Annotated in this window: 11 protein-coding genes and 1 pseudogene; 6 read left to right on the top strand and 6 right to left on the bottom strand. The window is 69.6% G+C overall.

Annotated elements, in window-relative coordinates; all coding sequences use genetic code 11:
- Positions 1 to 90 precede the first annotated feature (90 nt).
- The 3 genes from ACGHX3_RS13190 to ACGHX3_RS13180 all read left to right on the top strand — a co-directional run bounded on the left by ACGHX3_RS13190 (position 91) and on the right by ACGHX3_RS13180 (position 2700).
- Positions 91 to 975, top strand: coding sequence for a nuclease-related domain-containing protein (locus ACGHX3_RS13190; protein ID WP_394695236.1), 885 nt, complete (start codon positions 91 to 93; stop codon positions 973 to 975).
- A 122-nt stretch (positions 976 to 1097) separates the two neighbouring features.
- Entirely contained in the window at positions 1098 to 1640 is a 543-nt protein-coding gene (locus ACGHX3_RS13185; protein WP_394695235.1) for a hypothetical protein, read from the top strand.
- Positions 1641 to 2217: 577 nt separating this feature from the next.
- Positions 2218 to 2700, top strand: a complete 483-nt coding sequence (locus ACGHX3_RS13180; RefSeq protein ID WP_394695234.1) for a hypothetical protein — start codon at positions 2218 to 2220, stop codon at positions 2698 to 2700.
- Positions 2701 to 2817: 117 nt separating this feature from the next.
- On the opposite strand, the gene pdeM is transcribed toward ACGHX3_RS13180, so the two are convergent.
- From pdeM to ACGHX3_RS13160, 4 genes are read right to left on the bottom strand one after another with little or no spacing between them, the layout of a single operon-like run.
- A complete protein-coding gene (gene pdeM, locus ACGHX3_RS13175; protein ID WP_394695233.1) occupies positions 2818 to 3510 on the bottom strand; it encodes a ligase-associated DNA damage response endonuclease PdeM in 693 nt (230 codons plus the stop codon).
- Positions 3500 to 5950: a ligase-associated DNA damage response DEXH box helicase gene (locus ACGHX3_RS13170; RefSeq protein WP_394695232.1), complete on the bottom strand. Its 2451-nt coding sequence runs from the start codon at positions 5948 to 5950 to the stop codon at positions 3500 to 3502. Before ACGHX3_RS13170 ends, pdeM begins: the two co-directional genes overlap by 11 nt.
- Positions 5947 to 7539 (bottom strand): ATP-dependent DNA ligase, encoded by a 1593-nt coding sequence (locus ACGHX3_RS13165; RefSeq protein WP_394695231.1) that lies wholly within the window; start codon positions 7537 to 7539, stop codon positions 5947 to 5949. Before ACGHX3_RS13165 ends, ACGHX3_RS13170 begins: the two co-directional genes overlap by 4 nt.
- The gene (locus tag ACGHX3_RS13160; RefSeq protein ID WP_394695230.1) at positions 7536 to 8537 is read right to left on the bottom strand and encodes a ligase-associated DNA damage response exonuclease; all 1002 of its coding nucleotides are present in this window, start codon (positions 8535 to 8537) and stop codon (positions 7536 to 7538) included. The genes ACGHX3_RS13165 and ACGHX3_RS13160 overlap by 4 nt, the downstream gene beginning before the upstream one ends.
- A 230-nt stretch (positions 8538 to 8767) precedes the next feature.
- Between ACGHX3_RS13160 and ACGHX3_RS13155 the strand changes: the two genes are divergently transcribed.
- Together ACGHX3_RS13155 and ACGHX3_RS13150 are read left to right on the top strand one after the other, a co-directional pair.
- Entirely contained in the window at positions 8768 to 10858 is a 2091-nt protein-coding gene (locus tag ACGHX3_RS13155) for a catalase (protein ID WP_394695229.1), read from the top strand.
- A 54-nt stretch (positions 10859 to 10912) separates the two neighbouring features.
- A complete protein-coding gene (locus tag ACGHX3_RS13150; protein WP_394695228.1) occupies positions 10913 to 11170 on the top strand; it encodes a hypothetical protein in 258 nt (85 codons plus the stop codon).
- A 13-nt stretch (positions 11171 to 11183) separates the two neighbouring features.
- On the opposite strand, the gene ACGHX3_RS13145 is transcribed toward ACGHX3_RS13150, so the two are convergent.
- A complete protein-coding gene (locus tag ACGHX3_RS13145) occupies positions 11184 to 11366 on the bottom strand; it encodes a hypothetical protein (protein WP_394695227.1) in 183 nt (60 codons plus the stop codon).
- A gap of 116 nt (positions 11367 to 11482) precedes the next feature.
- Between ACGHX3_RS13145 and ACGHX3_RS13140 the strand changes: the two genes are divergently transcribed.
- Complete coding sequence (locus ACGHX3_RS13140; RefSeq protein WP_394695226.1) at positions 11483 to 13189, top strand: ABC1 kinase family protein; 1707 nt, start codon at positions 11483 to 11485, stop codon at positions 13187 to 13189.
- A gap of 18 nt (positions 13190 to 13207) precedes the next feature.
- Here ACGHX3_RS13140 and ACGHX3_RS13135 read toward each other — a convergent pair.
- Positions 13208 to 13378: pseudogene (locus ACGHX3_RS13135) on the bottom strand (short-chain dehydrogenase); the annotation flags it as partial.
- Positions 13379 to 13479 lie beyond the last annotated feature (101 nt).

The following is a 13479-nucleotide window of genomic DNA, read 5'->3' as shown; positions in this document are numbered from 1 at the left end:
CGCCTCTCAAGTAGTAGGCGCTGTCCTGAAAGGACGGGGTGAGACTAGATTTCTCTTGATCCCGTTCCCTAGCCAAGGAAGGAAACTCCAGTGAAAGCGAACCTCATCATGATCGCCGCCTTTACCGTCTCGCTGGCATGCAGCGCGGCCACCGTGTTCGGCGTGTTGATCTGGAAAGAGCGCATCCAACGTCGGTCGCCCCTGCATGGGCGACAGGTCGGGCATGTGCCTGGTCAACAACTCGTCAAACGGCACGGCGAAGCCGGTGACGGCATGCTGACCTCCGGTTTGCTGATGTATTTCTCCGCCCCCAGCATGCTGATGGCTTGGGCGCTGTTGCGCGTGCCTCCCGAGCGCCTGCGTCCGGATGGCACGACGTGGATCTACGCGCTCGGCGCCATCGTGATGTTCGCGTGGGGCGCTTATGGCTTCGTCAAGCACTTCAAGCACGCGCAGAACGCCAAGGATGGCTTGCTCGCTGAGCGAGTGACCGGCATGCAGTTGAATCGGCTGGTGGCAGAAGGATGTGTCGTGATGCACGACATGCCCGCCGAAAACTTCAATATCGACCACATCGTCATCGGCCCGCGAGCTGTGTATGCCGTGGAGACCAAATCGTTCCGGCGCCCGAAGGGGCAGGGCGAGAGAGAGGTCCACCGCGTCAGCTACGACGGCAAGGCGCTGCGCTTTGCCGACTTCGTCAACACGGATGCGGTGGTGCAGGCTGCGCGGCAAGCGCAATGGTTGAAGCGAAAGCTGCACGAGTCGCTGGGGATGGATATCCCCGTCGTGCCCGCGCTCGCTTTGCCAGGCTGGTTCATCGAACGCACCGACGTCGGCAAGGCGGCCGAAGTGGTTGTGTTCACTCCGATGGGCAAGGGGGCGGATTTCCTCGCGAGGGGCCAGGAACGTCTGGCGCCCGAGCACCGCAAGCTGATCGCGCAAGCGTTGGCGGTCAGGTATCCCGCGCTGTAGTCCATTGACTCAAGCCGCCAAGGGGGTAGCACGGCGCACTTGAGTCCGCTCTACGTCGTTGATGCCGAAAGGGTCGGAACGGGGCAGAACGCCCCACTTTCTCCAGCCCCTCAAGGACGACCATGCCCAGCTTCCACGACCCCCACTTCCAGTTCTCCATCGACATTCCCGACCACTGGCATTTCATGGCGGCCGCGTGGTCGCCGATCGAGCAGGCCAAGCGCGATGCTGGACCGGACGACTGGGTCCAGCTCGCGAACAAGCCGTTCTGCTGCGCCACGGCGGATCACCACATCGAAGGGCAGGAGCGTCCCAGGCTGCAGGTGACGGCACGCCCCTCTCGGATACCCGGCGACGCGGAGGCCAAGGCGCTGTCGGCATTCCAGGTGGAGCTGCTGCGCGACGAGCCGGAGAACTTCGTAGTCGAGCGGGCTACGCATGAAGCCGTGGTCGGCGGGCACCGCGCCAACTTCCTGCAGACCACCCACATCGCGCGCGCGGAGGCCGAGGACGTCGTGGTCGAGATCGGCGTGAGATGCCAGACCTACCTGGTGTTCACGCCGCGCTTCGCCCTGACCCTCTTCCTGTCCACCAGCGACGACCCCGCCTTCCCCGACGAAGCCGACTTCGACCGGATCATCGCGTCGGTACGCGTGGGCGGCTGACACCGCCAACCGGCGCGGACGCGTGCCTCAGCCCAGGCGGGCAGGGCGGAAGGGCGAGTATCGCCAGCGGACGGAGCGGCTTCTTCCCTCTCACAGTCGGCGCAGCGGCTCTCGCCGTCGGCGCTTACCCTCGCCCTAGACACTTCAAGCCTCTCCCGAGCGACTTTTTCCTTGCTGCGGTTCGCATGAAGCGTCGTTCGAGAGACTTCCTTGCCTCTCGCGAGACACTTCGAGCCGCTCGATAGCGGCGTTGAGCCGCTTGCCTCACACAAGAAGTCTCTTTCGAGAGGCTTCGCACCCTCTCGCAGTTCGAGAAAAGTCTCTCGCAAGAGGCTTCTCCGCCTCTCGCAGTTCGCATGAAGCCGCTCGAGAGAGACTTCGCCCCGCTTGCAGTTCGCGCAAAGCCTCTCGAATGAGGCTTGAACCCGCGCGATCCACGCTGTCTGCCTCTCTCACATTCATTAGTGTGACTAAACAGACATTAGCGTTCGACGCGTCGAAACGCGTGTGTGCCGCGCTAGGCTGCGGATGCCGGCCGGACCCGGCCGGTATCACAGAAAGGAATCGAGAGAGCACCATGAGCAAGAACCGCATCAGCATGAGTTTCGCGCCCGACACCCTGGAACGCATCGTCGGGTCGTTGACTGCCCTGGAACTGGATTTCGAAGCCCTGATCTCCCTCAGCAAGGAGGAGCGGCGCGACATCTTCCGCATGGGTGCCAAGTCGCAAGCGTTCTGCACCACCGCCCTCAACGTTGCCGAACAGCACTCCGGCATCATGCCGCGCGACTTCGACATCGCCGCGTTCCGCCAGGACCATGACGCACTGGAGGTCCTGCGTCCGATCTCCCTGCGGATCAGTCAGCTGAGCCAGCGCATCGCCGACAGCGAACTCGCGCTCGGCAGCGACCTGATGTCGGCCGCATTGGAGGTCTACGGCCTGGTGAAGGGCTCCGCCAAGGACAAGGGATTGGATGAAGCCCGTCGTCAGCTGGGCGAGCGATTCGAACGCAATGGACGCCGCCGCCCGACCGACGGAACGCAGCCCCCGAAGGTCTGAGACTCCCTGTTCCGAACGACGAAGGCCCCGCATCGCGGGGCCTTTTTGTTGGCCGTCGCCCGGCCACAGCCGCGCCCCAACGTCCGCCGCCGCGCCGTGCGTTACCCACCCGCGTGATCATCGTCCGCGCCCGTAACCGGGCCGAAGCGCATTACCCGCGGCGCGACCCGCGTACCGTTCGGCCAGCTGGCCGTCCAGGCAGACGACGTAGGTGTCGCCGGGCGCGGCGACGGGATCCGTGCCGCCGGTGAAGCGGGAGAACGCGGGCAGCACGGTCAGGCCCGGACGCATCAGGAAGGCGGGCCATCGGCCGGGCAGGCCGGGATAGCGCACGCGCGGATGGAGGTGGCCGGCGATCACATGCCCCGCATCGATCCTCGGCAGATGGCAGAGCCGGAACGGGCTGCGCGGGGTGTTCTCGTCCAGCAGCGCGAGGTGCCACGCCTCGGCCTGCCGGTGCAGCCGGCGGTCGTGGTTGCCCGCCACCACGGAAATGGGCAACGCCGCATGCGCCGCGCGCCAGGCCTGCCATTCCTGCTGCCACGCGCCACCGTCGGCGGCGCCGTGCAGGAAGTCGCCGAGCACGCACAGCTCGCGTGCGCCCGTCGCGTCGAGCAGCGCATGCAGCCGCGCCAGGTCCTCGCGCGTGCCGCCGCGGGGCACGGCAATGCCGCCACGCCGCAAGGCCTCGCCCTTGCCCAGGTGCAGGTCGGCGATGAACAGCACCGCCTCTGCGGGCCAGAACAGCGCCCGGTCCGCGAGCAGTTGCATCGGCTCGCCTGCCAGTTCGCGCACCAGGCTAGCGGCCATGCCGGCGCTCCAGCTGCTCCGCCGCCCGGCGCACGCGCACCTGCCAGTCCTCCGTGCTCAGGTGGCCGCGCATGCCGTCCGCCCACAGCGGGAACGCCAACGGCGTGAGGCTCTCGGGCTGTTCCACCACGATCGCCTGCGTCTGCAGCCGCCGCAGGGCCTCGTCGATGCCGGCCACCTGCAGGTCGTCTTCCAGCGCTTCGCGCCGCGCCAGCGCCAGCAGCAGGTGGCCGGGATCGTGCTGGGCCAGCACGTCGAACAGCAGGCCGCTCGACGCCTGCAACTGGCGCAGGCTGCGCGGCGCGCGGCCGGGCAGGGAGGGCGGCAGCAGGCCGGCCACGCGCGCGATGCCGCGGAACTGCCGGCGCGCCAGTTCGCCCAGGTTGGCGCCCTGCGTGAGGTCGTCGAGCAGGCCGTCCGGCGTCAGCAGGTCGCGCAGCGTATCGGCGTCCAGCGCCAGCGGCCGTTGCGGCGACAGCATGAAGCCCAGGTCGTTGGCCGACATGGCGAACGTGTTGGGCGCGCGACGGCCCAGCCGCCACGCCAGCAGCGCGGCGAGGCCCTCGTGCGTGCGCCGGCCGGCGAACGGGAAGACGAATAAGTGCTGCCCGTCGCGCCGGCGCACCGTTTCCACCAGCAGCAGGTCGGGCGACGGCATCCGGCTCAGCCGTGCCTGCACCTCCAGCAACGGCTGCAGCGCGCGCATCTCCGGCGATGTGCGGTCGTTGGCCAGCGTGGCGCAGACCTGCCCGGCCAGGCGCGTGGACAGCGGCATGCGCCCGCCCATCCAGCGCGGCACCACGCCGTCGCCCTGTTTCACCAGGCGCACGTAGGCGGTCATGTCCTGCAGCCGCACCAGTTCCAGCAGGCGGCCGGCGAAGCGGAACCGGTCGCCGGGCCGCAGCCGGCCCACGAACGCTTCCTCCACCGCACCCAGCCCACCGCCGCGCAGGAACTTGACCGAGACGTTGCCGTCGCTGGCGATGGTGCCGATGGCCAGGCGGTGGCGCAGGGCGACGGTGCGGTCGTGCACGCGGTACACGCCATCGTCGTCGCGCACCACGCGGCGGTACTCCGGATAGTGCTCGAGCGCGTCGCCGCCACGCACGACGAAATCGAGCACCCGCTGCCAGGTCGCGGCGTCGAGCGCGGCGAACGCCCCGGTCGTGCGGACCTCGTCGAACAGCGCCTCCGCCACGAAGCCGCCGCCCAGCGCGACGGTGACGCAGTGCTGCGCCAGCACGTCCAGCGGCAGGCGCGGCGGGTGGCGCACTTCCACCACGCCGTCGGCCATGGCGGTGCGGGTGGCGGCGTACTCCGCCAGTTCCAGCGCGTGCGTCGGCACACAGAGCACGTGGCCGGTTTCGCCCGGCCGGTGGCGCGCGCGCCCGGCACGCTGCAGCAGGCGCGCCACGCCCTTGGGACTGCCGATCTGGATCACCTGGTCCACGGACGGGAAGTCCACGCCCAGGTCGAGGCTGGAGGTCGCGACCACGCAGCGCAGGGTCGCCTCGCGCAAGCCCGCTTCCGCCAGCTGCCGTACGGCGGGGTTCAGCGACCCGTGGTGCAGCGCCAGCGTGCCGGCATCCTCCGGCCACACGGCGGCCAGCGCCTGGTGCCACAGCTCGGCATGCGCGCGCGTGTTGGTGAACAGCAGCGTCGTGCGCACGGCCATCACGCGCGCCATCACGCCGGCCAGCTGGCTCAGGCCGAGATGGCCGCTCCACGGGAAGCGGACGATGTCCCGCGGCAGCAGGGTCTCCAGGGTCATCGGCCGCGGCCGTGCGGCCGACAGCACCTGCGGCGGCACGCCCGGGGGCAGCAGCGCGCGGCAGGCATCGTCCAGGTTGCCCAGCGTCGCCGACAGCCCCCAGGTGCGCACCTGCGGCGACCACTGCCGCAGGCGCGCCAGTGCGAGCTGCGTCTGCACACCGCGCTTGCTGCCCATCAGCTCGTGCCATTCGTCGACCACGATGCAGCGCAGCGCGGCGAACATCGGCGCGGTGTCGGGATAACTCAGCAGCAGCGACAGCGACTCGGGCGTGGTGACCAGCACGTCCAGCTTGCCGCTGCGCGCCAGCCGCTTGTCGCGCGCACTGGCGTCGCCGGTGCGTTGCGCCACCGCCCACGGCAGGCCGAGCGCGTGCGCGGTGTCCGTCAGCGCGCGCGTGGTGTCCGATGCCAGCGCGCGCAGGGGCGTGATCCACAGCACGCGCAGCGGTCGCGGTGGATTGCGCTTCCGGCCCGTCGGGACAGGCGGCTCCGCCAGCGCCTCCAGCAACGGACCGCCGAAGGCCGCCAAGGTCTTGCCGCTGCCGGTGGGCGTGTGGATAAGGCCCGATTCGCCGGCCAGGTAGTGCCGCCACGCCTGCCGCTGGAACGGCAAGGGCGTCCAGCCACGCGCGGCGAACCAGTCCCGCAGGCGCGCGAGCGGCGTCACCGCGCCAGCGCCTTCAGCGTCGCCAGCCGGTCCGCCTCCGCGGCCGGCTTGTCGCGCCGCCAGCGCAGGATGCGCGGAAAGCGCACCGCGATGCCGGACTTGTGGCGGCTGCTGACGTTGACGCCTTCGAAGCCCAGCTCGAACACCTGTTCGGCCACCACCGAACGCACCGGGCCGAAGCGCTCGCGCGTGTGGGTGCGGATCCACTGGTCGAGCGCGAGGATCTCGGTGTCGTCCAGGCCGGAGTACGCCTTGGCGACCGGCACCAGCTCGCCGGCCTCGTCCCACACGCCGAACGTGTAGTCCGTGTACAGCGTGCTGCGCCGTCCGTGGCCGGCCTGCGCGTACAGCAGCACCGCATCGAGGGTGAGCGGATCGATCTTCCACTTCCACCAGTCGCCGCGCCGGCGTCCGCTGCGGTACGGCGAGTCGCGCCGCTTCACCATCAGGCCTTCCACGCCACGGCCACGCGAGGTCTCGCGCATCGCGGCGGCGTCGTCCCAGCTCGCGGCGCCCGCGTCCGGCGACAGCACCAGCCGCGGATCGCCGGTGGCCTCGAGCAGCTCGCGCAGGCGCTGCCGGCGCGCGTGCAGCGGCCACTCGCGCAGGTCGTCGCCGTCCAGCTCGAGCAGGTCGTAGGCGAGCACGCGCGCGGGGGCCGCCGCCAGATGCTTGGTGCCGGGACGCTTGCGCTGGATGCGCGTCTGCAACGCGGAGAAGGGCAGCGGCGCGTCGCCCTGCTGCCATGCGAGCAGTTCGCCATCGATCACCGCATCGCGCGGCAAGGCGCCGGCGGCGGCTTCGATCTCGGGGAAGCGGCCATCCAGCCGCTCTTCGCCGCGCGACCACAGCGCGACCTCGCCGCGGCGGCGGATGATCTGCAGGCGGATGCCGTCCCACTTCCACTCCAGCAGCCAGTCGCCGATGTCGCCCAGCTGCTCGACGGTGCCGTCCAGCGGCGAGGCCAGGAAGAACGGGTAGGGCTGTTCGCGGTCGCTGTCCTGCGCCTCGGTGGACAGCAGCGCGTCGAGGAACGCCGGTGTCGGCGGCCAGTCGCCGAGCATGCGCTGCGCGAGCAGGGCGATGGGAACCCCGGAGAGATCGGCCAGCGCCTGCTGCACCAGCCGCAGCGACACGCCGATGCGCAGCGCGCCGGTCAGCAGCTTGGTGAACACCAGGCGTTCGCCCTCGGGCAGCTGCATCCAGGCGTCGACCACCATGCGCCGTCGCGTGTCCGCGTCGGCGCCCGCCACCGGCAGCAGCCGCTGTTCGATCCAGGCATGCAGCGGCACGTCGGCCGCGGGCGACGGGGTCGGTGGAAGCAGCCACGCCAGCGTCTCGGCAAGATCGCCCACGTGCGAATAGCTGTCGTCGACCAGCCAGGCAGGCAAGCCTGCCACCTCGCCGCACCAGCTCCGCAGTTCGCCGCTGGCGGCGATGCGGCGCAGCTTGTTGCCGGCCAGCAGCCACAGGCCCCACGCGGCATCGGCGCGTGGCGTGGTCCGCACGTACGCGGCGATGGCGGCGCGCTTGTCCAGCGTGCCGGTGCTGTGCTCCAGCGTCTGGTAGAGCGCGGCGAAGGCTTTCATTCCTCGCCGCCGAAATCGGTGGAGAACGCGTGCGCGTCGTGGCCGCGCTCGCGCAGGTAGCGGATCAGTGCATCGGTGCTGCCATGGGTGGCGATCACCCGCCGCGCACCGGTCTGTTCGATGGTGTCCAGCAGCGCCGGCCAGTCGGCGTGGTCGGACAGCACGAAGCCGCGGTCGTAGTTGCGCCGCCGCCGGTTGCCGCGCAGGCGCATCCAGCCGGAGGCGAAGCCGTGCTCGGCATCGCGGAAGCGGCGTATCCACGTCGAGCCGGCCGCCGACGGCGGCGCGATGACCAACCGGCCGGCGTAATCCTTGCCCTTGGGCTGCTCGCCGACGGGCTCGGTCGCGATCAGGTCGATGCCGGCCTGGCGGTACACCTGCACGCCGGTATCGACCGCGCCATGCAGGAAGACCGGCGGTTCGTCGAAGCGCGCGAGCTCGGCCAGGATCCGCTGCGCCTTGCCCAGCGCATACGCGTACAGCACGGCGGTGCGTCCGCGTGCCGCGCAGGCGCGACGCCAGTCGACGATGCGTGCGACTTCCGCGCCGGTGTCGGGCCAGCGGTAGACGGGCAGGGCGAAGGTCGCTTCGGTGATGAAGACATCGCAGGGCACCACCTCGAAGGGCGCGCAGGTGGGGTCGGCTTGGCGCTTGTAGTCGCCGGAGGCGACCCAGACTCTGCCGTCCACCTCGATCCGCACCTGTGCCGAGCCCAGCACATGGCCGGCCGAATGCAGCGACACACGCGCCGAGCCCAGCTTGAAGGACTCGCCGTAGGCGTGCGGATGGAACGTCTGCTCGCCCAGCCGCCAGCGCAGCACCGGCATGCACTCGTGGACGGCGTGGTAACACCCCATGCCGATGCGGGCATGGTCGCCATGGCCATGGGTGATGACCGCCGTCGCGACCGGCCGCCAGGGGTCGATATGGAAATCGCCCGCCGGGCAATACAGGCCCTCGGGGCGAAGCTGGACGATGTCGCGGTCATGCACTGCCATCGGTCGGCATTCCAGGGCGAAGCGGGTGATGCGGACGTGATGCGGAGCGCCGCGCATTCATGCCGGCGCGACGGCCGCCGACACGGTGTTCACCAACATGACCCGCGGTGCACATCGCGGTCACGCGTCGCATGGAAGATCCGGTGCATGCCGTGCATCGCAGCGACGCGCCGTCATCGCGCTGCGTCGATCGCATGCCTCCCTTCGCCGACGTCCACCCTGGAGTTCCGATGGCCAGCCAGAAGAAGCCCGCCAAGTCCGCCCGCACGCCACGACCCGCCGCACGAGGCGCGGGCGACGAACGCCACGACAGCGCGGGCGGCAAGCATCCCGCGCTGACGACCAACCAGGGCATCCCGGTCGCGGACAACCAGAACTCGCTGCGCGCGGGTCCGCGCGGCCCCACCTTGCTGGAGGACTTCATCCTCCGCGAGAAGATCACCCACTTCGACCACGAGCGCATTCCGGAGCGGATCGTGCATGCGCGCGGCACGGCGGCGCATGGCTATTTCGAACTGAAGAAGTCGCTGGCCAAATTCACCACCGCGAAGGTGCTGACCGAGGTCGGCGTGCGCACGCCGGTGTTCACCCGCTTCTCCACCGTCGCCGGCGGTGCGGGCTCTGTCGACACGCCACGCGACGTGCGCGGCTTTGCGGTCAAGTTCTACACCGGCGAGGGCAACTGGGACCTGGTGGGCAACAACATCCCGGTGTTCTTCATCCAGGACGCGATGAAGTTCCCGGACGTGGTGCACTCGGTGAAGATGGAGCCCGACCGCGGCTTTCCGCAGGCGGGCAGCGCCCACGACACGTTCTGGGATTTCGTGTCGCTGACGCCCGAGACCATGCACATGATCATGTGGGCGATGAGCGACCGCACGATCCCGCGCTCGCTGCGCACCATCGAGGGCTTCGGCGTGCACAGCTTCCGGCTGCTGGATGCGCAGGGACGCTCGACCTTCGTGAAGTTCCACTGGCGGCCCGTGCTCGGCATCCAGTCCACGGTCTGGGACGAGGCGGTGAAGCTGCAGGCGGCCGACAACGACTTCCATCGCCGCGACCTGTTCGAGGCGATCCAGGCCGGCGCGTATCCGGCCTGGGATCTCGCCGTGCAGCTGTTCACCGAGGAACAGGCGGCAGAACTCCCGTTCGACCATCTCGACCCGACCAAGCTGATTCCCGAGGAAACCATTCCGCTGACCGTCATCGGTCGCATGGTGCTGGACCGCTGGCCGGACAACTTCTTCGCCGAGACCGAGCAGGTGGCGTACTGCCCCGCGAACATCGTGCCCGGCATCGATTTCAGCGACGACCCGCTGCTGCAGGGACGGCTGTTCTCCTACCTCGACACGCAGCTCTCGCGCCTGGGCGGCCCGAACTTCCACCAGATTCCGGTCAACGCGCCCAAGTGCCCGTTCGCCAACCTGCAGCGCGACGGGCACATGCAGATGGCGGTGCCGAAAGGCCGCGTCAACTACGAGCCGAGTTCGCTGCAGGCCGACGCGCCGCGCGAGACGCCCGCGGGGTTCCGCAGCCATGCCACGCCGGTGGAGCCGGGCGGCAAACAGCGGCTGCGCCCCGAATCGTTCGCCGACCACTACAGCCAGGCGCGCCTGTTCTTCCGCAGCCAGAGCGCGCACGAGCAGGCGCATCTCGCCTCGGCGCTGGTGTTCGAACTGTCGAAGGTGGAGACGCCGCATGTCCGCGAGGCGGTCGTCGGCCACCTGCGCCACATCGAGCAGGCGCTGGCCGAACGCGTGGCCCAGGGCCTGGGCATGGACGAGTTGCCGGAAGCGCCCGATGCCGCGGTGCCGCCCAAGGACATGCCGCCATCGCCGGCGCTGCGCATCATCGACCGCATGCGCGACACGCTGGAAGGACGCGCGGTCGGCCTGCTGGTCGACGACGGCTCCGACGCGAAGCGGGTCAAGGCGCTGCGCAAGGCGATCGAGCGCGAAGGCGCCACCGTGAAGATCGTCGCGCCGCGCCTCGGTGGCGCGACACTCGACGACGGCACGCGGTTGCCGGCCGACGGCCAGCTGGCCGGCACGCCGTCGGTGCTGTTCGACGCCGTGGCGCTGGTGCTCGATGCAGAGGCCGGCAAGCGCCTGGCGAAGGAAGCCGCCGCCGTGGACTTCGTGCGCGACGCCTTCGGCCACCTGAAGGCGATCGGTGTCGATGCCGGTGCGCAGGCGCTGCTCAAGGCCGCGGGCGCCGGCCGCGATGCGGGCGTGGTCGATGCCGACCTGACCGAGGCATTCCTCGCCGCGGCGCGGACACGCCAGTGGAGCCGCGAGAAAAAGGTCCGCACGCTGGCGTGATGGCGTCGCGCGCGTCGAGCCCGTCTACATGATTCCATCCACACGGAGATCCCCATGGACCACCTGACCGCCGGTTACACCTTCCTCGGCTTTTTCCTGCTCGCGCTCGGGCTGGTGCTCTCGATCCTCTGGATCCTGGTGCCGTTCGCGGTCTTCGGCATCAAGGGGCTGCTGCGGCGGCAGATCGAGGAGCAGCGCAGGACCAACGAGCTGCTGGCAACGGTCGCGCAGCGCCAGCAGATCGTCGCCGACACGTATGCGGCGGCGCCGGGCACGGTGGTGCGCGAACGGCCCGTCGTGCCGCCGCTCTGACGCGGCGCCTGCGTCAGCGCGGCACGCTGTCGCGCGCGTCCTGATAGTCCTGGTCGGGATCGGGACGACCGGTCCGCGGCGCGTCGGGCTGGTCGTGGTCCTTCCAGCGCGCCTTGTAGTTGCGATGCTTGTCGGGCGTATTGGCCTTCTCGCCGTCACTGTGCGGGTTGGGCTTCTGCGTCATCGGTCGGCTCATGGGGTCGGCTCCAGCGTGGACAGTGACGATTCCAGCGCCCGCGCAGTGATCATCGCGTGAGACAGGCGCGCCGCGGTTCACTCCCCGATCACGGGACGCGCGCGAAAAACAGGGTCATGACCGATGCCGCTTCCCCGTCCACACCGTCCACGTCCACCTCGCCCGGCGAACACCGCCTGACGCGTCGCGCCGCGATCCTGGGCTTCCTGTTCCGTTACCGCAAATCCGGCGTGTTCAACGGCCTGTCGCTGGAACCGGCGATGCTCGACGAGGATCTCGCCGACGACGGCAGTCCGGACAAGTTCGCCGACGAGCTGGAAGCGCTGGGTCCCACCTTCGTCAAGCTGGGGCAGATGCTGTCGACACGGCCGGACCTGGTGCCTGCGCCCTATGCGACGGCACTCGAGCGCATGCAGGAGAAGGTCACACCGGTGTCGTTCGACGTGATCCGCGAGCAGGTCGAGGACGCGCTCGGCGTGCGCATCAGCAAGGCCTACGCCAGCTTCGACGAGACGCCGCTCGGCTGCGCCTCGCTGGCGCAGGTCCATCGCGCGACGCTGCGCGACGGCCGCGAGGTGGCGGTGAAGGTGCAGCGGCCCGGCGTGGCGCAGCAGCTGATGGCCGATCTCGACCTGCTGCGCGGCATCACCAGCACCGCCGACCGCTTCACCGACGTGGGACGTCATGTGCGCTTCTCCGAATGGCTGGGCGAGTTCTCGCGCTCGCTCACCGCCGAACTCGACTACGTGGCGGAAGCGGAGAACCTGGAACGCTTCCGCGAACACCTGGCGCCGTTCCGCCAGCTGTGGGTGCCGGCGCCCGTCTGGGACTACACCGCCAAGCGCGTGCTGACGATGGAACTGGCCGACGGCCGCCGCGTAGACCAGATTTCCGGCCTGCGCCGTACCGAACAGGGCATGACGCCGCTGGCGGAAGACCTGCTGCGCGGCTACCTGGACCAGGTGTTCGTGCATGGCGAGATCCATGCCGATCCGCATCCCGGCAACCTGCGGGTGACGGAAGACGGACGCCTGGCGATCTTCGACCTGGGCATGGTCGCCAACGTGCCGCCGCGCCAGCGCGATCGCCTGCTCAAGCTGCTGTTCGCCGCCGTCGACGGGCGCGGCGAGCAGGTGGCGGAAGAGTGCATCGCCTTGGGCATCCGGCTGGAGGACTACGACGAGCCGCGCTTCCTGCGCGAGGTGGGGCAGCTGATCGCGCGCTATGGCGCGCACCAGGCGTCGATGTCGGAGGGCAGGGTGGTGCTGGACCTGGTGCGCATCGCCACCCAGTGCGGCCTGCGTCCGCCGCCGGAACTCAGCCTGCTCGGCAAGACGCTGCTCAACCTGGACACCGCCTGCCACCTGCTGGCACCCGATCTCGATACCAAGCGCGTGGTCGAGGACCAGCTGCAGCACGTGATGCGTGCGCGCCTGCGCAAGTCGCTGTCCTCGCCCAACCTGGCCAGCGAGATGATGGAAGTGCAGGCGCTGCTGCGCGACGGCCCGCGCAAGCTGTCCGACATCCTCTCGCTGGTCGCCGAGAACCGCTTCCAGATGCGGGTCACCGGCCTGGAGGAATCCCGACTGATGGAGAACCTGCAGAAGATCGCCAACCGCATCTCGGTCGGCGTCATCACCGCCGCGCTGATCCTGGCCTCGGCGATGATGATGCGCGTGCCGTCCTCGCACACGCTGTGGGGCTATCCCGTGGTGGCGCTGGTGCTGTTCCTGCTGGGCGTGGCGCTGGGCGGCGGCATCATCGTCAGTTCGCTGCTCAGCGATCATCGCGCCCGCTCGCGCGAGGAGCGCGGGCCGCGCTGAGGCCGTCGCCGAAAGCGATCAGCCCGTGGGGCCGCCCATCACCGGCAGCACGATGCCGTTGACGTACGAGGACATCACCGGCGAGGCGAGGAAGACGAAGGCCGGCGACAGTTCCTCCGGCTGCGCCGGGCGGCCCATCGCGCTGTCCTGGCCGAATTCCGCGACTTCTGCCCGAATCGGCGCCGGTGACGATCTTTGCGAACACGCGTCGGCATCGCGTGATCGCGACGGGCCTTCACGCCGACTCGACACCGGGTCGGGCAACTTCACCAAACTGAACTCCAACAGGT

Origin of the sequence: Pseudoxanthomonas japonensis (assembly GCF_043632995.1) — a bacterium.
Lineage (GTDB): Bacteria > Pseudomonadota > Gammaproteobacteria > Xanthomonadales > Xanthomonadaceae > Pseudoxanthomonas_A > Pseudoxanthomonas_A japonensis.
Note: the sequence above shows the minus strand (reverse complement) of the source record. Positions and strands in the feature narration are given on the sequence as shown.

Excerpts from the sequence above, each read along its gene's own strand:
- pdeM (WP_394695233.1), bottom strand. The coding sequence starts at position 3,510 with ATGGCCGCTAGCCTGGTGCGCGAACTGGCAGGCGAGCCGATGCAACTG.
- ACGHX3_RS13145 (WP_394695227.1), bottom strand. The coding sequence starts at position 11,366 with ATGAGCCGACCGATGACGCAGAAGCCCAACCCGCACAGTGACGGCGAG.
- ACGHX3_RS13155 (WP_394695229.1), top strand. The coding sequence starts at position 8,768 with ATGGCCAGCCAGAAGAAGCCCGCCAAGTCCGCCCGCACGCCACGACCC.
- ACGHX3_RS13185 (WP_394695235.1), top strand. The coding sequence starts at position 1,098 with ATGCCCAGCTTCCACGACCCCCACTTCCAGTTCTCCATCGACATTCCC.
- ACGHX3_RS13165 (WP_394695231.1), bottom strand. The coding sequence starts at position 7,539 with ATGAAAGCCTTCGCCGCGCTCTACCAGACGCTGGAGCACAGCACCGGC.
- ACGHX3_RS13140 (WP_394695226.1), top strand. The coding sequence starts at position 11,483 with ATGACCGATGCCGCTTCCCCGTCCACACCGTCCACGTCCACCTCGCCC.
- ACGHX3_RS13160 (WP_394695230.1), bottom strand. The coding sequence starts at position 8,537 with ATGGCAGTGCATGACCGCGACATCGTCCAGCTTCGCCCCGAGGGCCTG.
- ACGHX3_RS13150 (WP_394695228.1), top strand. The coding sequence starts at position 10,913 with ATGGACCACCTGACCGCCGGTTACACCTTCCTCGGCTTTTTCCTGCTC.
- ACGHX3_RS13180 (WP_394695234.1), top strand. The coding sequence starts at position 2,218 with ATGAGCAAGAACCGCATCAGCATGAGTTTCGCGCCCGACACCCTGGAA.